The organism is Streptomyces sp. WP-1, from assembly GCF_030450125.1.
Lineage (GTDB): Bacteria > Actinomycetota > Actinomycetes > Streptomycetales > Streptomycetaceae > Streptomyces > Streptomyces incarnatus.
Map to the genome: position 1 here is coordinate 3,602,596 of NZ_CP123923.1, position 21,326 is coordinate 3,623,921.

The 21,326-nt window shown below is 71.3% G+C and carries 22 protein-coding genes and 1 rRNA gene; 6 read left to right on the plus strand and 17 right to left on the minus strand.

Annotated features, from left to right (window positions below):
- Window positions 1-61: 61 nt before the first annotated feature.
- On the plus strand, window positions 62-1,453 hold the full coding sequence (locus QHG49_RS15625; RefSeq protein ID WP_301490075.1) for a sporulation protein: 1,392 nt from the start codon (window positions 62-64) through the stop codon (window positions 1,451-1,453).
- Here the strand turns inward: QHG49_RS15625 and QHG49_RS15630 are convergent, their stop codons facing one another.
- Window positions 1,454-1,906, minus strand: a complete 453-nt coding sequence (locus tag QHG49_RS15630; RefSeq protein WP_301492796.1) for an ATP-binding protein — start codon at window positions 1,904-1,906, stop codon at window positions 1,454-1,456. It abuts the gene before it with no gap.
- A 151-nt stretch (window positions 1,907-2,057) separates the two neighbouring features.
- Between QHG49_RS15630 and QHG49_RS15635 the strand changes: the two genes are divergently transcribed.
- Window positions 2,058-2,891 carry a DUF5753 domain-containing protein gene (locus QHG49_RS15635; RefSeq protein WP_301490076.1) on the plus strand — a complete coding sequence of 278 codons (834 nt, stop codon included), beginning with the start codon at window positions 2,058-2,060 and terminating at the stop codon, window positions 2,889-2,891.
- Entirely contained in the window at window positions 2,888-3,064 is a 177-nt protein-coding gene (locus QHG49_RS15640; RefSeq protein ID WP_301490077.1) for a DUF397 domain-containing protein, read from the plus strand. The genes QHG49_RS15635 and QHG49_RS15640 overlap by 4 nt, the downstream gene beginning before the upstream one ends.
- Window positions 3,065-3,122: 58 nt before the next feature.
- Here QHG49_RS15640 and QHG49_RS15645 read toward each other — a convergent pair whose 3' ends face one another.
- The 5 genes from QHG49_RS15645 to QHG49_RS15665 form a co-directional block, all read right to left on the minus strand.
- On the minus strand, window positions 3,123-4,826 hold the full coding sequence (locus tag QHG49_RS15645; RefSeq protein ID WP_159703776.1) for a bifunctional uroporphyrinogen-III C-methyltransferase/uroporphyrinogen-III synthase: 1,704 nt from the start codon (window positions 4,824-4,826) through the stop codon (window positions 3,123-3,125).
- Entirely contained in the window at window positions 4,823-5,782 is a 960-nt protein-coding gene (gene hemC, locus QHG49_RS15650) for a hydroxymethylbilane synthase (RefSeq protein WP_159703773.1), read from the minus strand. The genes QHG49_RS15645 and hemC overlap by 4 nt, the downstream gene beginning before the upstream one ends.
- Entirely contained in the window at window positions 5,779-7,467 is a 1,689-nt protein-coding gene (locus QHG49_RS15655; RefSeq protein ID WP_301490078.1) for a glutamyl-tRNA reductase, read from the minus strand. Before QHG49_RS15655 ends, hemC begins: the two co-directional genes overlap by 4 nt.
- Window positions 7,464-8,228 (minus strand): redox-sensing transcriptional repressor Rex, encoded by a 765-nt coding sequence (locus tag QHG49_RS15660; RefSeq protein WP_037663401.1) that lies wholly within the window; start codon window positions 8,226-8,228, stop codon window positions 7,464-7,466. The genes QHG49_RS15655 and QHG49_RS15660 overlap by 4 nt, the downstream gene beginning before the upstream one ends.
- A gap of 281 nt (window positions 8,229-8,509) precedes the next feature.
- Window positions 8,510-8,809 carry a glutaredoxin family protein gene (locus tag QHG49_RS15665; RefSeq protein ID WP_186337985.1) on the minus strand — a complete coding sequence of 100 codons (300 nt, stop codon included), beginning with the start codon at window positions 8,807-8,809 and terminating at the stop codon, window positions 8,510-8,512.
- Between the two features lie 110 nt (window positions 8,810-8,919).
- On the opposite strand from QHG49_RS15665, the gene QHG49_RS15670 reads away from it, so the two are divergent.
- The 3 genes from QHG49_RS15670 (at window position 8,920) to QHG49_RS15680 (ending at window position 12,483) form a co-directional block, all read left to right on the plus strand.
- The gene (locus QHG49_RS15670; protein ID WP_145492301.1) at window positions 8,920-9,849 is read left to right on the plus strand and encodes an HAD family phosphatase; all 930 of its coding nucleotides are present in this window, start codon (window positions 8,920-8,922) and stop codon (window positions 9,847-9,849) included.
- A 374-nt stretch (window positions 9,850-10,223) separates the two neighbouring features.
- Window positions 10,224-11,033, plus strand: coding sequence for an ECF subfamily RNA polymerase sigma factor, BldN family (locus QHG49_RS15675; RefSeq protein WP_145492304.1), 810 nt, complete (start codon window positions 10,224-10,226; stop codon window positions 11,031-11,033).
- Between the two features lie 247 nt (window positions 11,034-11,280).
- On the plus strand, window positions 11,281-12,483 hold the full coding sequence (locus QHG49_RS15680; RefSeq protein WP_301490079.1) for a DUF5667 domain-containing protein: 1,203 nt from the start codon (window positions 11,281-11,283) through the stop codon (window positions 12,481-12,483).
- Between the two features lie 62 nt (window positions 12,484-12,545).
- Here the strand turns inward: QHG49_RS15680 and QHG49_RS15685 are convergent, their stop codons facing one another.
- The 11 genes from QHG49_RS15685 to rrf all read right to left on the minus strand — a co-directional run bounded on the left by QHG49_RS15685 (window position 12,546) and on the right by rrf (window position 21,309).
- Window positions 12,546-13,625, minus strand: coding sequence for a lysophospholipid acyltransferase family protein (locus tag QHG49_RS15685; protein WP_301490080.1), 1,080 nt, complete (start codon window positions 13,623-13,625; stop codon window positions 12,546-12,548).
- Between the two features lie 2 nt (window positions 13,626-13,627).
- On the minus strand, window positions 13,628-14,701 hold the full coding sequence (locus QHG49_RS15690) for an NAD-dependent epimerase/dehydratase family protein (RefSeq protein WP_145492309.1): 1,074 nt from the start codon (window positions 14,699-14,701) through the stop codon (window positions 13,628-13,630).
- 216 nt (window positions 14,702-14,917) lie between these two features.
- Window positions 14,918-15,016, minus strand: a complete 99-nt coding sequence (locus QHG49_RS15695) for a 30S ribosomal protein bS22 (protein ID WP_003948845.1) — start codon at window positions 15,014-15,016, stop codon at window positions 14,918-14,920.
- Window positions 15,017-15,150: 134 nt separating this feature from the next.
- Window positions 15,151-15,363, minus strand: coding sequence for a helix-turn-helix domain-containing protein (locus QHG49_RS15700; protein ID WP_046417307.1), 213 nt, complete (start codon window positions 15,361-15,363; stop codon window positions 15,151-15,153).
- A 129-nt stretch (window positions 15,364-15,492) separates the two neighbouring features.
- A complete protein-coding gene (locus QHG49_RS15705) occupies window positions 15,493-16,299 on the minus strand; it encodes a phosphatase (protein ID WP_301492798.1) in 807 nt (268 codons plus the stop codon).
- 109 nt (window positions 16,300-16,408) lie between these two features.
- Window positions 16,409-17,581 (minus strand): acetoin utilization protein AcuC, encoded by a 1,173-nt coding sequence (locus QHG49_RS15710; protein ID WP_301490081.1) that lies wholly within the window; start codon window positions 17,579-17,581, stop codon window positions 16,409-16,411.
- Complete coding sequence (locus QHG49_RS15715; RefSeq protein ID WP_159703761.1) at window positions 17,532-18,749, minus strand: MFS transporter; 1,218 nt, start codon at window positions 18,747-18,749, stop codon at window positions 17,532-17,534. Before QHG49_RS15715 ends, QHG49_RS15710 begins: the two co-directional genes overlap by 50 nt.
- A 23-nt stretch (window positions 18,750-18,772) precedes the next feature.
- The gene (locus QHG49_RS15720) at window positions 18,773-19,516 is read right to left on the minus strand and encodes a VC0807 family protein (RefSeq protein ID WP_159703758.1); all 744 of its coding nucleotides are present in this window, start codon (window positions 19,514-19,516) and stop codon (window positions 18,773-18,775) included.
- 105 nt (window positions 19,517-19,621) lie between these two features.
- Window positions 19,622-20,266: an HAD family phosphatase gene (locus QHG49_RS15725; protein ID WP_159703755.1), complete on the minus strand. Its 645-nt coding sequence runs from the start codon at window positions 20,264-20,266 to the stop codon at window positions 19,622-19,624.
- Window positions 20,267-20,275: 9 nt separating this feature from the next.
- Window positions 20,276-21,088, minus strand: a complete 813-nt coding sequence (locus QHG49_RS15730; RefSeq protein ID WP_301490082.1) for a DUF3050 domain-containing protein — start codon at window positions 21,086-21,088, stop codon at window positions 20,276-20,278.
- A 104-nt stretch (window positions 21,089-21,192) separates the two neighbouring features.
- Window positions 21,193-21,309 (minus strand): 5S ribosomal RNA (gene rrf / locus QHG49_RS15735).
- Window positions 21,310-21,326 lie beyond the last annotated feature (17 nt).

A 21,326-nucleotide genomic window follows, 5' to 3' on the forward strand; every position in this document is an offset into this window, starting at 1 on the left:
ACCCGATGCGGGAGCACCGCGTGTGCGCTTCCGTACTCAGCGAAGGTCAAGGGAGCAGGTCGTGACATCGACCGTCCGCCGGACACGGCCGCCGAACGCGGACCTGGCCCGGCTCATCGAGGCCAGCGGAGCCAGCAACAAGTCTCTTGCCCTGCGCATCAACCAGCTTGCGCAAGGGGCCGGCCTGACCACGGACTACTCGCACACCTCCGTCGCCAACTGGTGCCGGCGGGGGATGGTCCCGAAGTGGCCGGTGCCCAGGCTGATCGCCGGGGCCCTCGGCGAACGGCTCGGCCGGCCGGTGGCACTCGCCGAGATCGGCATGGCCGAGGCGGAGACACCGCACGCGCGGGTGGGGTTGGATTTCCCACGGGACCGTGCCGAAGCGGTCCAAGAGGCCACTGCCTTCTGGAGTTCCGTGAACCGCCGAGACTTCCTGGCCGGATCAAGCTTCGCCGCGTCCGCGTTCACCACCCCCGTGACCCGCTGGCTGGTCACTCCTGCCGACGGCTCCGCCGATCACCGCGGCGGCCGACAGGTCGGCCAGGCCGACCTCGCCGAACTCCGGGACGCGGCGGACGAGGCCCGGCGCTGGGACTCCAAGTACGGCGGCGGGAGCTGGAAGGCCGACTCCGTGACCGTCTGCCTCCAGGAGCGGGCCGCCCCGCTGCTGCGAGGTTCCTTCACCGATGCCGTCGGCCGTGAGCTGTTCTCCGTCACCGCCGAACTGTCGCGCCTGGCCGGCTGGACCGCGTTCGACGTCGGCCAACACGACGCCGCCCAGCGGCATTTCATCCAGGCCCTCCGCCTGGCCCGTGCGGGCGGGGACATCCAGCTCGGTTGCTATGTGCTGACCACGATGGCCATGCAGTCCCTGATGAGGGGCTTCGTCAATGAGGCCATCGACATGGCACAGGGCGCCTTCGAGCGGGCCAAAGGGCAGGCCGCGCCGAGGGTTCTGGCCTTCACCAAGCTGATCGAGGCCCGCGCCCACGCCCGCGACGGTGCCGTCAGGGCCGCCTCGCGAGCCCTCGCGGCCTCCGAGAATCTCCTGAGCCGGGCCGATGCCGCGGGCGGACCGGAGCCCGCCTGGATCGACTTCTACCGCCATGCCCGCCTCTCCGCCGACGCCACGGAGGTCTTCCGGGACCTGAAGATCCCCAAAGCCGCTCTCGCCTGGGACCGGCAGGCCGCCGCCATGCCGGCCGGCGTGTTCACCCGCTCGGTCGGGATGCGCCTCGCGATCGTCGGGACCGCCCACCTCCAGGCCCGCGACCTCGACCACGGCCTCGAACTGGGCAACCGGTCCGTCGACATCCTGGCCCGAGTCCGGTCCTCCCGGGCCAAGGACTACGTCCGCCAGTTCAGCACCGCCCTCGCCCCCTGGCGGCGCGAGCCGTCCGTCCGCGACTTCTTCGACCGCGCCCACGCCGAACTCGGCATCGCTTCCTGATCACGCCGTTCCGGGCGATCCGAGCGGAGCGAACGCGCACTCGGCCCACACCGTCTTGCACGGCACCGGGCCCCGGCGGATGCCCCAGCGGGTGGACAGGGTGTCGACCAGGAGGAGGCCGTAGCCGGATTCGGAGGGGGCGGGGTTGCGGACCGGGAGGGATTCCGCGCGGGTGTCCGTGACCTCGATGCGCAGGAGGCCCGGGGCCGGTACCGCCAGGGTCAGGCGGAAGCTGCGGCCCGGGACCCGGCCGTGCAGCACGGCGTTCGCCGCCAGCTCGGCCACGATCAGCCGTGCCGGGTCCAGCGGGACGCCCCATGACTCCAGTTGCTCGACCGCGAGGAGCCGCGCCAGGCGGGCGCCCCTGCGGGTGGCGGACAGCGGTACGGAGAACTGGCGCGGTGGCTTTTGCGCCAGCGCGGCCTGCTGAGTTTCCTGATTCACATCACGCAGCGTGGCCGCGCCTGCGTAGCCTGTGAATATCGGTGGCCCGTGCGACCAGTGCCTGTCCGTGAGTTGTCCGGATCCGTCCGGGCTGTACGGCGTGACCGGAGGCGCGCGTCCGTGGTTGGGCCCGGCAGGAAGCGACGGGAGGGCGGCGGACGTGAGCGACTGGGACGCGGAACTGGAGGACGAGGAGGCCGGAGCCGTCATTCGCACGGTGGCCCGGCAACTGAAGCTGTGGCGCGAGGCGGCGGGCCTCACCCAGGCGGAGTTCGGCACGCTGATCGGGTACGGGGAGGAACTGGTCTCCTCGGTGGAGAGAAGGCGACGGATCCCCCGCCCCGAGTATCTCGACGCCGCGGACGAAGCGTTGCGGGCCGAGGGCAAGATCTCCGCGATGAGGACGGACCTGGAGGAGGTCCGGTACCCCAAGAAGGTACGGGATCTGAAGAAACTTGAGGCGGAGTCGACCGAGCTGTGCGCCTACAACAACTCCGTAGTACACGGGTTGTTGCAGACTGAGGAGTACGCACGGGTCGGCCTCCAGGCACGTAGGCCGGTATTCACGCAGGAGGAGCTGGAGCAGCGCATCGCCGCCCGACTGGCCCGACAGGAGATCATCAGCGAGACGTCGCCCTGGCCTGCCTTCAGCTTCGTGCAGTGCGAGTCGACGCTTCGTCGGCCCATCGGGGGCAGGATGGTCATGCGTAGACAGCTCGAACAGCTGTTGGAGGTGGCTAAGTTGGCCCACGTCGACCTACAAGTACTTCCGCTGAGCCTGGAGGAGAACTCAGGTCTCGGCGGGTCGTTCAGGCTGCTCAGACTCAACGACGGCACCACGGTCGGCCATGTGGAAGTGCAGGACCTCAGCCGGGTGATCACCAACCCAAAAGAGGTGCAGTTCCTAGAGATGCGCTATGGAATCATCCGAGCACAGGCTCTCAGCCCCCGAAAGTCGTCGGCCCTCATCGAGAAAGTGCTTGGAGAGACATGAAGCTGGAGTGGATAAAGAGCAGCTACAGCACGCCGGAAGGACCGGACTGCGTCGAAGTAGCTGCCGTTCCCGAGCAGATCCTCGTCCGCGACTCCAAGAACCCCACCGGCCCCCGCCTCGCCCTCACCCCCACCACCTGGGCGAGCTTCCTGCCGTACGCGTCGAAGCGCTGACGGTAAAAGCCACCCGCCCACCCGTCAGCAAGAGCTTCGGGTGGGCGGGTGGGCCGGTTCACGTGGTCGAACGACGCCGCCGCGCCCCCGGTCGCCGCTCGCTCGGGCGCGTCACCGTGTCGCCCGACTCCAGCGCCGCGTCCCGGCGCTTCGCGCCGAAGTCGGCCAGGGCCTCGGCCAGTTTGGCGACCGAGGGTTCCGGGGCCATGACGTCGACGCGCAGGCCGTGTTCCTCGGCCGTCTTCGCCGTCGCGGGGCCGATGCAGGCGATCACCGTCACGTTGTGCGGCTTGCCCGCGATGCCGACCAGGTTGCGGACCGTGGAGGACGAGGTGAACAGGACCGCGTCGAAGCCGCCGCCCTTGATCGCCTCACGGGTCTCGGCCGGCGGGGGCGAGGCGCGCACGGTGCGGTACGCCGTGACGTCGTCGACCTCCCAGCCCAGCTCGATCAGCCCGGCCACCAGGGTCTCCGTGGCGATGTCGGCTCGGGGCAGGAAGACACGGTCGATCGGGTCGAAGACCGGGTCGTAGGGGGGCCAGTCCTCCAGGAGACCGGCGGCCGACTGCTCACCGCTCGGCACCAGGTCCGGCTTCACGCCGAAGGCGATCAGCGCGCGAGCCGTCTGCTCGCCCACCGCGGCCACCTTGATACCCGCGAAGGCCCGAGCGTCGAGGCCGTACTCCTCGAACTTCTCCCGCACCGCCTTCACCGCGTTGACCGACGTGAAGGCGATCCACTCGTAGCGGCCGGTGACCAGGCCCTTGACCGCGCGCTCCATCTGCTGGGGCGTGCGCGGCGGCTCCACCGCGATGGTGGGGACCTCGTGCGGCACCGCGCCGTAGGAGCGCAGCTGGTCGGAGAGCGCCGCCGACTGCTCCTTGGTGCGCGGCACCAGCACCTTCCAGCCGAACAGCGGCTTGGACTCGAACCAGGACAGCTGGTCGCGCCGGGCGGCGGCGGAACGCTCGCCGACCACGGCTATCACCGGGCGGCCGCCGTCCGGCGAGGGCAGCACCTTCGCCTGCTTCAGCGTCTGCGCGATGGTGCCGAGCGTCGCGGACCAGGTGCGCTGGCGCGTCGTCGTACCGGCGACGGTGACCGTCAGCGGGGTGTCCGGCTTGCGGCCGGACGAGACCAGCTCGCCCGCCGCGGCGGCCACCGCGTCCAGGGTCGTGGAGACGACCACCGTGCCGTCGGAGGCGCCGACCTCGGTCCAGCAGCGGTCGGAGGCGGTACGGGCGTCCACGAACCGGACGTCCGCGCCGTCCGCGTCCCGCAGCGGCACACCGGCGTACGCCGGCACACCGACCGCGGCCGCGACGCCGGGTACGACCTCGAAGGGCACCCCGGCGGCGGCGCACGCCAGCATCTCCTCGGCGGCGTCCGTGTCGAGCCCGGGGTCACCCGGGACCGCACGCACCACCCGCCTGCCGCCCCGCGCGGCCTCCATGACAAGATGAGCGGCATCCCGGGCAGGAGACGGGGCAGCGGCGGTGGTTGACGTGCCGTCAACGACCGTGAGCTGCGGCGTGCCCGGTGGCGACGTGGACAGGTCCCCGTCGGTGTGCACGACGGAGACGCCCTGCCGCGCGTGCGTCCGGATCACATCGAGCACCTCGGGCTCGGCGATCAGGACGTCCGCGTTCGACAGTGCCTCCACGGCGCGCAGAGTCAGCAGTCCCGGATCCCCGGGTCCGGCACCGAGAAAGGTGACGTGCCCGTGTTCCGGACCGGCGGCAGGAAGGGCGGTGGGGCTCAATGTGCTCGCTCCCCCATCAGACCGGCCGCGCCCTGGGCGAGCATCTCGGTGGCGAGGTCGCTACCGAGTGCCAGCGCACCCTCGTGCGTCTGGGGCACGGGACCGGTGGTGGACAACTGCACCATGCGGGCGCCGTCGGTGGTCCCGACGACGGCGCGCAGGCGCATTTCCTTGACAAACTGGCCGCCCCCCAACAAGTCGGCCAGCGCACCCACAGGTGCGCTGCAACCGGCCTCCAGGGCGGCGAGCAGTGACCGTTCGGCGGTCACGGCGGCCCGTGTGAACGGGTCGTCGAGCTCGCCGAGCGCCGCGATCAGGTCCGCGCGCTGGGCTGCGCACTCGATCGCCAGGGCCCCCTGGCCGGGGGCGGGCAGAACCGTGTCGACCGACAGGAAGTCGGTCACCTCTTCGATGCGGCCGATCCGGTTGAGTCCGGCGGCGGCCAGGACGACCGCGTCCAGCTCGCCGTCGCGGACGTACCGGATGCGGGTGTCCACATTGCCGCGTATCGGGACCGTCTCTATGTCCAGTCCGTGGGCGCGGGCGTACGCGTTCAGCTGTGCCATGCGGCGCGGGGAGCCGGTGCCTATGCGGGCGCCGCGCGGCAGGTCGGTGAACTTCAGGTCGTCGCGGGCGACGATCACGTCCCGCGGGTCCTCGCGCTCCGGCAGGGCGGCCAGGACCAGTTCCTCGGGCTGGCCCGTGGGGAGGTCCTTGAGCGAGTGAACGGCGAAGTCGACCTCGCCGCGCGTCAGCGCGTCGCGCAGCGCCGTGACGAACACGCCGGTGCCACCGATCTGCGCGAGGTGCTCGCGGGAGGTGTCGCCGTACGTCGTGATCTCGACCAGCTCGACCGGTCGCCCGGTCACCCGGCGGACGGCCTCCGCCACCTGACCGGACTGGGCCATGGCGAGCTTGCTCCGCCTGGTTCCCAGTCGCAGTGCCTTGTCACTCATGCCGGTCGGTCCTTCGTTTCTGTGCTGTCCTCGGCCCGGGAGACGGAGGCGACCGTCTCGGGGTCGAGGTCGAACAGGGTGCGCAGCGCGTCCGCGTACCCGGTGCCGCCGGGCTCGGCCGCGAGCTGCTTGATCCGCACCGTCGGCGCGTGCAGCAGCTTGTCGACGACCCGGTGCACGGCCTGGCGGATCTCGCCGCGCTGGCGGTCGTCCAGGTCGGGCAGGCGGCCGTGCAGCCGCGCGATCTCGGCGGCGACGACGTCCGCGGCCATGGTGCGCAGCGCGACCACGGTGGGCGTGATGTGCGCCGCCCGCATGGCCGCCCCGAAGGCCGCGACCTCGTCGGAGACGATACGCCGCACCTGGTCCACGTCGGCCGCCATCGGCGCGTCGGCGGAGGCCTCGGCGAGCGACTCGATGTCCACCAGGCGCACCCCGGCGAGGCGGTGCACGGCGGCGTCGATGTCGCGGGGCATGGCCAGGTCGAGGAGGAAGACGACGGGCGCGGGGCGCTCGGCGACCGGCTCGGGGCGGCGCCGCTCGGGGATCCGGCCCACGGTGGCGGCGGTCGCGGCGAGCGCGGTGATCAGCTCGGCGTCGGCCTCGGGGGTCTCGGTGGTACGACCACTCGCCGGGCGCCGGTCGGTGGTGCCCCCCGCGGCCCAGGTCGCGTGCTGTTCCAGGGTGGCCGCGTCCATGCCGGCCACGGCGGCCTCGCCGAGGACGGAGAAGCCGGGCTGGGCGGCGGCCAGGTCGAGGGGGCAGTTCTCGTCGGCCGCGGCGGGCTGCGGGGCCTCGGGCTTCACGGCCGTGACAGCGGGTTCGGTGACGGCCGGCTGCCCGGTGCGGCCCTCGACGGCCTGCGCGACCGACTCCGCCGTGAGCACCAGGCCGGTCGCCCCGGTACAGGAGACGACGACGTCGGCACGTGTCAGCTCGTCCGGCACGGCGTTCATCCGTACCGCACGGGCGGTCACCGCGTTGTCGTCGGCCTCCTGGAGGATCCCGGCGAGGCGCTCGGCACGGTCGAAGGTGCGGTTGGCCACGACGATCTCGGCGACCCCGGCCCGCGCGAGCGTGGCGGCGGCCAGCGAGGACATCGAACCGGCGCCGATCACCAGCGCCCGGCGGCCGGCCGCCCACCGCTGGACGTCGCCGCCCGCGGCCAGCTGCTCCAGGCCGAAGGTGACCAGGGACTGGCCCGCGCGGTCGATGCCGGTCTCGGAGTGGGCGCGCTTGCCGACCCGCAGGGCCTGCTGGAACAGGTCGTTCAGCAGCTTGCCCGCGGTGTGCAGGTCCTGGGCGCGGGCCAGGGAGTCCTTGATCTGGCCGAGGATCTGGCCCTCGCCGACGACCATCGAGTCCAGGCCGCAGGCCACCGAGAAGAAGTGGTGGACGGCCCGGTCCTCGTAGTGGACGTACAGGTAGGGGGTCAGTTCCTCCAGGCCGACGCCGCTGTGCTGGGCGAGCAGCGTGGACAGCTCGGCCACGCCCGCGTGGAACTTGTCCACGTCGGCGTACAGCTCGATGCGGTTGCAGGTGGCGAGCACCGCGGCCTCGGTGGCGGGCTCGGCGGCGACCGTGTCGTGCAGCAGCTTGGTCTGGGCGTCCGCGTTCAGCGCCGCCCGCTCCAGCACGCTGACCGGGGCGCTGCGGTGGCTCAGTCCGACGACGAGGAGGCTCATGCGGGCATCACGGCGGGGACGTCCCCGTCGGGCCCCTGGTCGGCGTCGTCGCGCGGGGTGACGGCGGCGGCCTTGCCACCGTCGCCGGCCGCGGTCTCCTCGCCGGACTTGCGCTGCTCGTGGAAGGCGAGGATCTGGAGTTCGATCGACAGGTCGACCTTGCGCACGTCGACGCCGTCCGGCACGGACAGCACGGTCGGCGCGAAGTTCAGGATGGAGGTGACCCCGGCGGCCACGAGCCGGTCGCAGACCTGCTGGGCGGCGCCGGCCGGGGTGGCGATGACGCCGATGGAGACCCGGTCGTCCTTGATGATCTTTTCGAGGTCGTCCGTGTGCTGCACCGGGATGCCCGCGACCGGCTTGCCGGTCAGGCCCGGGTCCGCGTCTATCAGGGCGGCCACGCGGAAGCCGCGGGAGGCGAACCCGCCGTAGTTGGCGAGGGCGGCGCCGAGGTTGCCGATACCGACGATGACAACCGGCCAGTCCTGGGTGAGGCCGAGTTCGCGGGAGATCTGGTAGACGAGATACTCCACGTCGTAGCCGACACCGCGCGTTCCGTAGGAGCCCAGGTACGAGAAGTCCTTGCGCAGCTTGGCGGAGTTGACCCCCGCGGCCGCGGCCAGTTCCTCGGAGGAGACCGTGGGCACCGAGCGCTCGGACAGCGCGGTCAGGGCTCGGAGGTACAGCGGAAGCCTGGCGACGGTGGCCTCGGGAATCCCTCGGCTGCGGGTCGCCGGTCGGTGTGTTCGGCCAGTTGCCACGGTGCTCCTGATGGTAGAGCGGGGCTGCGGGCGGTCGTGCGTCCCCAGACCGCCCCGTCGACAGCAGGCTATGTCTTTGTGAACGCGTGCACAAAGATGGTGTCCGATTTGCCCGGCAGAAGTGACCGGGGTCACGCACCTTTCGCGCCGCTGGCGGGAACCAGCGGCCACACACCGGCGTGCCTTCGTTACTGGGGGCAAAACCGCACACGCTCCTCACGAATCCCGCCCCCGAGACCAAACCGCCCGTAGATCCTAAGCGACTTTCGGGACCAGTTGGACTAGTCGGTCAGTGCTTTGCGGAGCCGGTCGGCGTTCACGCGCCAGAAGGTGTGCTGTTCGCCGTCGACCAGGACGACGGGGATCTGCTCCCAGTACCGGTCGTACAGCGCCTTGTCCTCGCCGATGTCCTTCTGGTCCCAGGGCACCCCGAGTTCCCCGCAGACCTTCTCGATCACGGCCTGCGCGTCGTCGCACAGATGGCAGCCGGGCTTGCGGATCAGCGTGACCAGCCGCTCGCCGGGCTCCGCTTTCGCGTTCTTGTCGCCGTTACGTCGGAAGAGTGGGCTCATACCGGCCATTCTCGCGCGCGGCCCCCGCGCATCCGGTTCGACCCTCGCCTCACCCGGAGTTCACGGCCTTCGAACCTCTCGACTCCGGACGCACCGAACAGACTGGCTATGCTCACGACATGGCCGCTCTCGGATGGCTCACTCCCCGTAGGCGCTCCGCCACGGCGCGGAGCGTGTTGGCAGGCGAGGCTTCTGCGGAGGCCGCCCGCAAATCCTCGGAGGAGGCACAGGAGACCGCGCGGGCCGACGCGGAGGAACCTGCTTTCCCCGTGATCGGCGACACCAGCGCGGCCGCCTTCTTCGACCTCGACAACACCGTGATGCAGGGCGCCGCGATCTTCCACTTCGGGCGCGGCCTGTACAAGCGGAAGTTCTTCGAGACCCGCGACCTGGCACGCTTCGCCTGGCAGCAGGCGTGGTTCCGGCTGGCCGGGGTCGAGGACCCCGAGCACATGCAGGACGCCCGCGACTCGGCGCTGTCCATCGTCAAGGGTCACCGCGTCGTCGAGCTCCAGACCATCGGCGAGGAGATCTACGACGAGTACATGGCCGACCGCATCTGGCCGGGCACCCGCGCGCTCGCCCAGGCGCACCTGGACGCCGGGCAGAAGGTGTGGCTGGTCACGGCGGCGCCGGTGGAGATCGCCACGGTGATCGCGCGCCGGCTGGGGCTGACCGGGGCGCTCGGGACGGTCGCGGAGTCGGTCGACGGCATCTACACCGGCCGGCTGGTCGGCGAGCCGCTGCACGGGCCCGCCAAGGCGGAGGCGGTGCGCGCGCTGGCCTCGGCGGAGGGTCTCGACCTCGCCCGCTGCGCGGCGTACAGCGACAGCCACAACGACATCCCGATGCTGTCGCTCGTCGGCCACCCGTACGCCATCAACCCGGACGCGAAGCTGCGCAAGCACGCGCGGGAGAAGGACTGGCGGCTTCGGGACTACCGCACGGGGCGCAAGGCGGCGAGGGTGGGGATCCCGGCGGCGGCGGGCGTCGGCGCGGTGGCCGGTGGCACCGCGGCGGCGATCGCTTTGAGTCGCCGGCGCCGATAAGTCTCCGCCGACCGGGCCTCGCCCTAGAAGGTGCGGTCCGCTGCCGGGTGCGGGTTGCGTCGTGGCCGGTCACACAGTTCCCCGCGCCCCTTCGGGACACGTCCACGCGCCCGGAATTATGCCGCGGCCATTTCAAGATGTCCTGGAGTTTGCCGAAACACGCCCTTTTTCGGTCAAGAAGTGATCAGGTTGCGGAACGGGATAGGGCAACAATCGGTTACAGATGCGACGCAATCGGTGATTTGAGCAACTCGGTGTAGCAGGGCCTGCACGAAGCGTTATTCTCCTCAGACGCAAACCGGTACCCCTCCGTCGCTACGACGGGTGAACGGTTCCGCACTGCACGTGATGAAAGCTCTGCCTCTGGGAGTCCCGTGTACCCACACGTCGGGGTTGACGCCTCGGGCCTGGCTACGCTGCGCGCAACTGTCGCAACGGTCAAAGAGACGCTGCTGCGCGGCCTCGTCCCCACCGCGCTCACCGTCCCTGCCTTCGCCGCCTTCGCCATCGCCGCGCCCACGGGCCCGTGCTACGCACTGGCCGACGGCGGTGCCGCCATCGCCAGACGCGGCCGCGCCGTGGGCACCGGCGGCACCGGTGGCGCCACCACCGCCCGCCGTCCGGCCGCCGACAGCGACAGCGCCCGGATGATGGATCTGGTCGAGCGCGCCCAGGCGGGCGAGGCCGAGGCCTTCGGACGGTTGTACGACCAGTACAGCGACACCGTCTACCGGTACATCTACTACCGGGTGGGCGGCCGCGCCACCGCCGAGGACCTGACCAGCGAGACCTTTCTGCGCGCCCTGCGCCGGATCGGCACCTTCACCTGGCAGGGCCGCGACTTCGGCGCCTGGCTGGTGACGATCGCCCGCAACCTCGTCGCCGACCACTTCAAGTCCAGCCGCTTCCGGCTGGAGGTCACCACCGGCGAGATGCTGGACGCCAACGAGGTCGAGCGCTCACCGGAGGACTCCGTCCTGGAGTCCCTGTCGAACGCCGCCCTCCTGGACGCCGTACGACGCCTCAACCCGCAGCAGCAGGAGTGCGTGACGCTCCGCTTCCTCCAGGGCCTCTCGGTCGCGGAGACCGCCCGGGTCATGGGCAAGAACGAGGGCGCGATCAAGACCCTCCAGTACCGCGCCGTGCGCACCCTCGCCCGGCTGCTGCCGGACGACGCCCGCTGAAAGCACCCGCCCCCGGGCCGCCACTCCGGGCGACCGCCAACTCACCTACCGTAAAGGCGCGTTGACTTTCCGCACGGATCGGCCGGGGTCCGTAACCCAAGTGCCGCGCCAGTCGTTGTGCGGGATACAGGCTCCCTGTGGTCACCTCCCGGCCGGCCCATCGCTCGATCGGGTGGATCGGCCGGGGGCGTGCAACCCTCAGGACCCCCTGGGGAGTCGACCGTCATGACGAGAGGAGGTGCCGCCAGTGATCGCGAACGTATCGGCGCACCGGCGGGCGAACGCCTTCGCCCAGGCCCTGGAGGAGCAGCCCGACCGGGACACGGCGGCCGAGCAGTCCGACGAACCGGCGGGTTCCCCGCCGACCACCGAGGAACTGACCGAGCGGGGCCGTCTGCTGGCCCTCGCGGACGGACTCGGCGCGCTGCCCAGGCCGCAGCTCGACCCCGACGTCAAGGTCGTCCAGCGCGCACAGCTGGTGGCCGCGATGGAGGCCATGCTCCAGGAGGGGACCGGGGCGGAGCCGACCGTACCGGGTCAGCGGAAAGCCAAGGGCGCGCACCGGGCGAGCCCGCTGGGCAAACTCCGGCCGCGGACCAGGCTGACCAAGGGCCTCGCGGCCGGCGGACTCAGCGTGGGCGTGGCCGCGGGAGCCTTCGGCGGGGTCGCCGCCGCCAGCTCCCACGCCCTGCCCGGCGACTCGCTGTACGGACTGAAACGCGGCATCGAGAACTTCAAGCTCGACTACCTGAGCAACGGCGAGGACCAGCGCGGCCAGGTCTACCTCGACCAGGCCTCCACCCGGCTCGGGGAGGCCCGTCGGCTGATGGAGCGCGGCCGCGGCGGCCATCTCGACCACGAGTCCATCGGCGAGATCCGCCGCACCCTGTCCGGGATGCAGCACGACGTCAGCGAGGGCCACCGGCTGCTGCACGCGGCCTATGAGGCCGATCCGGACCAGCTGGGCCCGATCCAGGCGCTGTCCGCGTTCTCCCGGTCCCACCGCGAGGCCTGGAGCGCGCTGAGCGACAAGCTCCCGGTACAGCTCGGGGACGTCAAACAGCAGGTGTCGTCGGTGTTCGACGCCATAGACCAGGAAGTCGCCCCGCTGCAGTCCCTGCTGCCGCCGCAGCCCTCCCAGGGCGGCGGCACGCACCGGGGCTCCGGCCCGGCGTCCCCCGGCACCCCCCGGTCCACCACGCCGCGCCACAGCACCCCGTCCACCGGTCACACCACCACCGAGCACCCGACCGGCTCGGCCAGCGAGGGCACCGACGACGGACTGCTCGGCGGCAGCACCGGCGGCCTGCTCGACCCGCCGAAGTCCAGCGGCGACAGCAGCACCCCGCCCACCACCAAACCCCCGGCCACCGCCCCCGACGTCACCCTCCCCCCGCTCCTCCCGGGCCTGCTCCCGGGCCTGGGGATCGACAACGACCAGGCGAATTAGGGGAGTACGACAGCGAGGGCGCCCCCACCCGAGCGGGGGCGCCCTCGTCGTCGTGGAGCGCGTCAGAAGAAGACCGACCGGCGCTGCACCAGCAGCTTGTACAAGGTGTGCTGGATCTGTTCCCGCACCTGGTCCGTGAGGTTGAACATCAGCATCGGGTCCTCGGCCGCCTCCGGCGGATACCCGTCCGTCGGGATCGGCTCGCCGAACTGGATCGTCCACTTCGTGGGCAGCGGCACCGCGCCCAGCGGCCCGAGCCAGGGGAACGTCGGGGTCAGCGGGAAGTACGGGATGCCCAGCACCCGCGCGAGGGTCTTCGCGTTGCCGATCATCGGATAGATCTCCTCCGCCCCGACGATCGAGCACGGAATGATCGGCACGCCCTGCCGCATCGCCGTCGACACGAACCCGCCCCGCCCGAACCGCTGGAGCTTGTACCGCTCGCTGAAGGGCTTCCCGATGCCCTTGAACCCCTCGGGCATCACCCCCACCAGCTCGCCCTGCTCCAGCAGCCGTTCCGCGTCCTCCGCGCACGCCAGGGTGTGCCCGAGCTTGCGCGCCAGCTCGTTGACCACCGGCAGCACGAACACCAGATCGGCCGCGAGCAGCCGCAGATGCCGGCCCGCGGGATGGCGGTCGTGCACCGCGACCTGCATCATCAGGCCGTCCAGCGGCAGCGTCCCGGAGTGGTTGGCGACGATCAGCGCCCCGCCCTTGTCCGGGATGTTCTCGACGCCCTTCACCTCGACCCGGAAGTACTTCTCGTACACCGGGCGCAGCAGCGACATCAGGACCTGGTCGGTCAGCTCCGCGTCGTACCCGAAGTCGTCGACCTCGTACTCCCCGGTCAGCCGGCGCCGCAGGAACGACAGCCCGGCCGCCACCCGCCGCTCCAGGCCGCCCTCGTCGGCGGGCACGGACGGTTCCACCGGCCGCTCGTCCTCGCCCGCCGGGCCGTCCTCCGCCGTCGGCCCCCGCCCCGGCAGCCGCTGCACCTCACCCAGCTCACCGGCCCCGGCGTCGCCGCGACCACCGCGCCGGCCACCCGCGCCCCGCCGTCTCCCGGGCCGCTGCGGACCACTGCCGCTCCCGCTCCCCCGGGACCGGTCGTCGTCGAAGGGAATGACCTTGGCGTCCGCCATCGTTACCGCGCTCCTCGGTCGGCGCTCTGCGTCGTGGGCCGGCCGCCGCCCGGCAGGGCGAGCGCGGCGATCCGGTCGACGGCTCCCGCGACGGCCTCCGGCGGCAGCAGCCCCGCGCCCTGGCCCCGGGCGAAGTCCGCGAACGCCTCCGCCGTCGTACAACGGGGCGTGAACCCCAGCGTCTCGCGCATCTGGACGGTGTCCACGACCCGCCCATGGGTCAGCAGTCTGAACTGCTCCGGTGAGAAGTCCGTCATACCCAGCGTACGGACCAGGGAGCCGGCCCAGGTGACCGCGGGCAGCAGCAGCGGCACGGTGGGCCGCCCGAGCCGCCGGGAGCACTGCGACAGCAGCAGCACCCCGTCCCCGGCGATGTTGAACGTGCCGCTGTTGAGGGTGCCCCGGCGCGGCTCGTGCGAGGCGAGCCGCAGCACCTCCACCACGTCGTCCTCGTGCACGAACTGGAGCCGCGGGTCGTAGCCGAACACGGTCGGCAGCACCGGCAGCGCGAAGTACGAGGCGAGCGGGGTGTCCGCGGCCGGACCGAGGATGTTGGCGAACCGCAGCACGCACACGGCCACATCGGGCCGCCGCCGGGCGAACCCGCGCACATACCCCTCGACCTCGACGGTGTCCTTCGCGAACCCGCCGCTGGGCAGCGACTTGGCCGGGGTGGTCTCCGTGAACACGGCGGGATCGCGCGGCGCGGAGCCGTACACATTGGTGCTGGACTTGATCACCAGCCGCTGCACCGCCGGCGACTTCTGGCAGGCGCCGAGCAGCTGCATGGTGCCGATGACGTTGGTCTCCTTCACCGTGGCGCGGTTGCCGCCGCCCAGCGCGGTGCCGGTGACATCGAGGTGTACGACGGTGTCGGCGCCGGTCTCGGCGAGCACCCGGGCCATGCTCGGCTGCCGGATGTCGGCCTGGATGAAGTCGGCTCCGCCCAGCTGGTGCGCGGGCGGCACCGCGTCCACCGCGATCACCCGCTCGACCTCCGGGTCCCGCTGGATCCGCCGCACGAACCGGCCGCCCAGCTGCCGGGCGGCCCCGGTGACGAGCACGACCTTGCCCAAGATCAGCGCCTTTCTTCCCGCGTTACTCCCGTTCCGCGTTCCCCGTGGGGGCCAACTTAGCGGGTGGACGTCGCGCTGTGATGACTGCCCGATGCGCGAGGTGACGGAAATTCCCCGGCCGGAGTCGGCCGGATCACCACCGGGTCGCCGGGGATACGCCTGTGGCCCCCCATCATTGCCGATGGGGGGCCACAGGACACGCTCTCGCGTCGCCGCTTACTTCTTGTTGCGGCGCTGAACGCGCGTGCGCTTGAGCAGCTTGCGGTGCTTCTTCTTGGCCATCCGCTTGCGCCGCTTCTTGATAACAGAGCCCACGACTACCCTCGCTCACTTCTCATCACTCGGTTGTTTGGGCGCCATGGGCCCACACGACCTACGAGGGGCTAGCCTACCCAACCGAGCGCTGAGGTCGTAATCGAGGGTCTCCGGGGATCCCCCGGAGGGGATCGTCAGGCCGTCTCCACCCCCACATAGCTGTCGCGGAGGTACTCGTGGACCGCTTGTTCGGGGACACGGAAGGACCGCCCCACCCGGATCGCGGGCAGATGACCGCTGTGCACCAGGCGGTACACGGTCATCTTCGACACTCGCATCACCGTGGCGACCTCCGCCACGGTCAGGAACTGAACCTCGTTCAGAGGCCTCTCGCCAGCTGCGGCCATGACACACCTGCACCTTCCGCACTCGACGGCCACCGGCTTCCCCTTCCGGTGACTCTTCGTCGTTGCGTGCTCACTCCCCAGACTAGGGGCGGGTGATGCGAGTGGGGAAGAGGTGCACCCATCGGCGGCCTACTGTGACAGACACGCGCGTTTGAGTACGTAGCGGGTGAGTGGCAGGTAGTGACTAGACCGGACTCCGTCGTCCAGGGGTACGACGACGCGGACGGCGCCCTGCGCCTGGCCGACGAACGGCGCGGGATCGTCGGAGTCGGCCGGACCGATCGCCTCGAACCCCAGCTGACCTGCGCCGCAGAGCCAGCCGTGGTCGCCGACGACCAGCTCGGGCAGCGGTGTGCCGGCGACCGCCGCGGCCTCCAGGACGACCCTGACCGGCAGCGGGGAATGGCAGTGCGCGCCTGGCTCACAACCGGGGCGCCCGCTCCCGGTTTCCCGCACCAACGCGACGCGTCGTACGTAGTCGACGCGGTGCGTGCGTAGACCGAACCGGGTCAATATGTCGACACAGCGACCCTGCGCGGGGGTGAGGACCTCACATCCCGCCGCCGAGAGGGCGTCCGCGAGGGCGGCGTAGAAACCCAGCAGCGAGCGGGGGTGCCCGGTGCCGAACAGCACCGGTGTGTGACGCCGCGCAGCCGCCCCGAGCCGTTCCGCGAAGGCGTCCAGCGCGGCGAGCGTCCGTACCGGATCGATCACATCCGGCCCCGAGCGGTGCCGGGGATCGGCCGAAACACCACACCTGCGCGCCATCAACGCGAGCAACTCCGGCTCGCCCCAGGCCCCTTGCGGGTCGATCCCGAGCAGCACCCGGGGATCGCGGGCCGCGAACTGACGGTACCTCCGCAGACTCCGCTCCCGCGGCGTCTCGACGACCCCGGCCAGCCGGGCGGCGGACAGGTAGGCCAACACGCTTGCGATGGTGGCCCATGGCAGGGGCCCGTAAGGGAAATACCGGGGGATTTGCGCACGGTTGGCGTAAGAGGTCCCGTAGGGCGTTCCGGGGGCCCGCCCGTGTTCCGGGGCTCTTCTAGGGGAGCAGGCCCCGCAGGGGGAACGCCGAGCGGCGGGTCGCCAGGACGGACTGGTCCAGGCGGTCGGCGGGATCGTAACCGCCCTCCCACGGGGCCCAGGAGACCGGCCAGCGGCCGTCCGTCATCCGCTGGGGGGCCAGCTCGCGGGTGCGGGCGTAGACCTCCTGGCGCCAGCCCTCGGGGATCACCGTCTCCGGGGTGACCGGCCGCCCCGCCGCGATCGCCACGAGATGCGTCCAGGAGCGGGGCACGACCTCCACCACCGCGTAACCGCCCCCGCCCAGCGCGACCCACTTCCCGTCGGCGTACTCGTGCGCCAGCTCATGGCACGCCAGTTGCACCGCCCGCTGCGCGTCCAGCGAGACCGCGAGATGCGCGAGCGGATCCTCGAAGTGCGTGTCCGCCCCGTGCTGGGAGACCAGCACCTGCGGCCGGAAGTCCGCGAGCAGCTCCGGCACCACCGCGTGGAAGGCCCGCACCCACCCCGCGTCCCCCGTCCCGGCCGGCAGCGGCAGATTCACCGCCGCGCCCTCCCCCGCCCCGGCGCCGGTCTCCTGCGGCCACCCGGACTGCGGGAACAGCGTGCGGGGATGCTCGTGCACCGAGATCGTCAGCACCCGCGGGTCCTCCCAGAACGCGGCCTGCACCCCGTCCCCGTGGTGCACGTCCACATCCACGTACGCGACCCGCTCGACGCCCAGTTCCAGCAGCCGCGCGATGGCGAGCGCCGCGTCGTTGTACACGCAGAACCCGGACGCGGCCCCCGGCATCGCGTGGTGCAGCCCGCCGGTGAAGTTCACGGCGTGCAGGGCCTCGCCGCGCCACACCGCCTCCGCCGCCGCCACCGACTGCCCCGCGATCAGCGCGGACACCTCGTGCATCCCGGCGAACGCGGGATCGTCCGGCGTCCCGAGCCCGTACGAGGTGTCGGCGCCCGCCGGATCCGCCGACGCGGCCTTCACCGCCTCGATGTAGTCGTCCCGGTGGACGAGGCGCAGCGTGGACTCCCCGGCCGGCTTCGCCGCGACGATCTCCAGCTCCCGGTCGACCCCCAGGGCACCGATCAGCTTCCGGGTCAGCGCCAGCCGTACCGGGTCCATCGGGTGCCCGTGGCCGAAGTCATAGCCCGTTACTGCCTCGTCCCACATCAGCTGTGCGCGGCCGCTCATGCCCGCCACCGTATCGGCCCGCACTCGTCGCGAACGACCCGGCGTACACGAGCGTCACCAGCACCAACACCATCGGGAGCAGCATCGCCCCGCGATAGCTCCAGGCGTCTCCCACCGCGCCCACCAACGGCGATCCGACCAGGAATCCGACGTAATTGAAGATGTTCAGCCGCGCGACCGCCGCGTCCGACGCCCCGGGGAACAGCCGCCCGGCCGCCGCGAAGGTCTGCGGCACCAGCACGCACAGCCCGAGGCCCAGCAGCGTGAACCCGAGCATCCCCACCCACGCCCCGGGCGCCGCGGCCACCACCGCGAACCCCCCGGCCGCCACCAGCGCCCCGAGCCGTACGACCGCCGCCGCGCCGAACCGCCGTACCCCGAAGTCCCCCAGGGCCCGCCCGACCAGCGTGGTTACCATGTACACGTTGTACGGCACCGTCGCCAGCTGCTCCGAGCTGCCGAGCACGTCCTTCAGGTACTTCGCGCTCCAGTTGGAGACCGTCGAGTCCCCGATGTACGCGAAGGTCATCACCAGGCACAGCGGCAGCAGCAGCCGGAAGACCACGCCCCCTCCGCCGCTTCCCCGCGCCACCGGCGCCGCCGCGTCCCCGTCGACGTACCACCGGCTGCCCACGAGCGTCGCCGGCAGCAGGACCGCCACCACGGGCAGGTACGACACCCACAGCGCGAGCTGCCAGTGCGCCCCGGCCCACGCGAGCGAGGCGCCGACGATGCCGCCCAGGCTGTACGCGGCGTGGAAGCTCAGCATGATGCTGCGGCCGTACGACCGCTGGAGGCTGACCCCGAGCATGTTCATCGAGGCGTCCAGCATCCCCACCGCCAGCCCGAACACCCCGAGCGCCACCGCCACCGCGGCCAACTGCCCCTGTCCGCCCGCCCCGGCGGCCAGCAGCGCGAGCAGCACCACCGGCTGGGACCAGCGCAGCAGCCGGCTGGGCCGGACCCGCTTGACCAACTGCTCGGTGGTGACGCTGCCGACGCCCGCGAGCACCGGCACGGCAGCCAGAAAGACCGGTAGCAGGGCATCGGAGATGCCGTACCGGTCCTGGATGGCGGGGATGCGCGTCACCAGCAGGGCGAAGGCGGCGCCCTGGGCGAAGAAGGCGAACGCCAAAGAGGCCCTGCCTCGCCGCAGCAGTTCAGTCATGGCGGCGAGCGTAGGGCCCCGGCTTACTTGTGGGTAGACATCGCCAAAGGTGAATTTCCTTCAGCTTCGACGGTCTCGGTCTTGGCGGCCTCGGCCTCCAGCAGCCTCTCCATCGGGCCCGCGGCCAGCACCCCGCTGACCCGGAAGGCGACCACCATCGTGGCGATCAGGACGACGGTGCCGAGCCAGACCATGGTGTCCACGGGGACGGTGTAGGCGCCGACGACCCGGGCGACGCACTCGGCGAGCAGCGCCACGCCCCAGACGACGGAGAACAGCCGCTCCCGCTGCCTGAAGGCCGCGGACCGGACCGAGGTGCCGCCGGTCAGCCGCGCCCAGGCGGCCTCCTTGACCGCGTCGCCCTTCACCAGGAAGGGCATCACCGCGGTGGTCATCATCGGCCGGCCGAGCCGGACCGAGAGCAGGATGCCGATGCCGACGGTGCTGCTGACCGCGCCGTCCTTGGCGAGCATCAGCCGCGGGTCCCCGGCGAGCGTGCTCACCAGCAGGGAGACGAGGTTGACCACCAGGATCAGGCAGGCCAGCGCGTTGGCCCGGCGCTCGCGCACCAGGCCCCACACGGTGCGCGCCGCCGGCACCACACTGCTCCAGGCGAGCGCCGCGACGGTGCTCGCGCCGAGGGCGTCCTTGAGGACGTAGTACGCGCCGATGGGCACGACCACGTCGACGATGAGCGGCTTGAGGTTGTCCAGCATGCTGGGGTTCTGCTGGGTGTTCCGGCTGTGGTTCCCCGTGTTCTTCGTCATGCCCTCAGCTTCCCGTCCGGCGGGGGTGTGCCGGTAGAAACGTTCGTCCGGACGACGGCATGACAGATGTCAGGCACCGGCGGATGGCACGGGTCATACCGCGGGTCATTTCAGCAGGTCGGGCAACTCCCGCATGTCCCCGAACAGTTGGGTGGCACCGGTGAGCCGCTCGGCCGGGGTCATCGCGGTGAACCCGTACACGTCCATCCCGGCCGCCACGGCCGCGCGGACGCCCAGCGGGGAGTCCTCCACGACCGCGCACCGCCCGGGGGCGACGCCCATCCGCTCGGCCGCGTACAGGAAGAGGTCGGGCTCGGGCTTGCCCTTGCCGACGTCCTGGGAGCTGAAGATCCGCTCCTCCCGGAACCACCGGTCGAGCCCGGTGGCGCGGTGCCCCACCCTGATCCGCTCATGGCTCCCGGAGGAGGCCACGCAGTACGGCACCCCGTCCGCGGCCAGCTTCTCCAGCACCTCGGCGGCGCCGGGCACGGGCCCCAACTCCCGCTCGAACGCGGCGAAGACCCGGGCGTGGAAGACGTCGTCGAAGTCGGCGGGCAGCCGCCGCCCGGTGCGCTCCAGGACGAGATCGTGCACCCGGTGCATCGCCGATCCCATGTAGTCGCGCAGGGAGTCCTCGTACGACGTCTCGATCCCCAGCTCGGTGAGGTAGGCCGCCAGGTGTCGGTTGGAGATCGGCTCGCTGTCCACCAGGACGCCGTCGTTGTCGAAGATGATCAGGTCATAGCGCATGGCCCCAGCCTAAGAGCCGGTGGCCAGGCCCCCTTCGCGGAGCTGCCGCAGGATGGCGTCCCAGAACCGGGCCCGCTCGCCCAGCGCCTCGCGCACCGCGCCGGCGCACTCCGCCCATTTCCGGGCGTCGTCGCCGCACAGGTCCACCAGCATGCGCATGGCCATGGGGGTGTGTTCGTCGGCGTCGACCTCGATGTGCCGGTGGAGGTAGTCCTTGAACCTGGCGAGGCTTCCGTCGCGGTCGTCGATGCGGACGACCTGCTCGAACATCTCCGGGATCAGGTCCTCGCGCCCGAAGGCGAACACGGCGGCCTGGACATGCACCGGGGCGGTCTCGATGACGTTCCAGGTCGCGCCGACGAAGTCCCGTACCGGGAGCGGCGCTCCGGCGGCCACGAGGGCCTTGGGGACGGGGGTGCCGGTGCGGAGCAGGCCGAGGAAGGCGTCCAGTGGTCCGGGGTCGGCGCCGGCGTCGTCCATCGCGGCCCGGTACAGCTCGAAGTGGGAGGTGAATCCCTCGCCCCACTCGTCGCTCTCCTCCACCAGGGTGATCTCGTTGATCAGCCGGCGGGAGGCGACCGGGCCCTGGGGCACCCACGGCACGCTGGTGCAGGTCAGCTGCCGCTGGAGGCTCTTCAGCAACGACATGAAGTCCCATACGGCGAACGCGTGGTGCTCCATGAACACCGCGACGTCCCGGCGGCTGTGGAAGCTCGTGTAGAGGGGGTGACCGGTGACCTCGGTGCGGACGGCTGCGATGTGCCCTTTCAGGGCGAGGACTTCGGGGTGCTCGACGGAGGACTTATAACGGGACATCGTCATGGACTGATAACGTGCCGAACTCTTCCGAGGACACTGTCCTGGAAACTGTCCCTTGAACGCAGAAAACCCCCGCACCAACCGGTGCGGGGGTTTTCCCAAAAATTGTTCGGCGGCGTCCTACTCTCCCACAGGGTCCCCCCTGCAGTACCATCGGCGCTGAAAGGCTTAGCTTCCGGGTTCGGAATGTAACCGGGCGTTTCCCTAACGCTATAACCACCGAAACACTATGAAACTATCA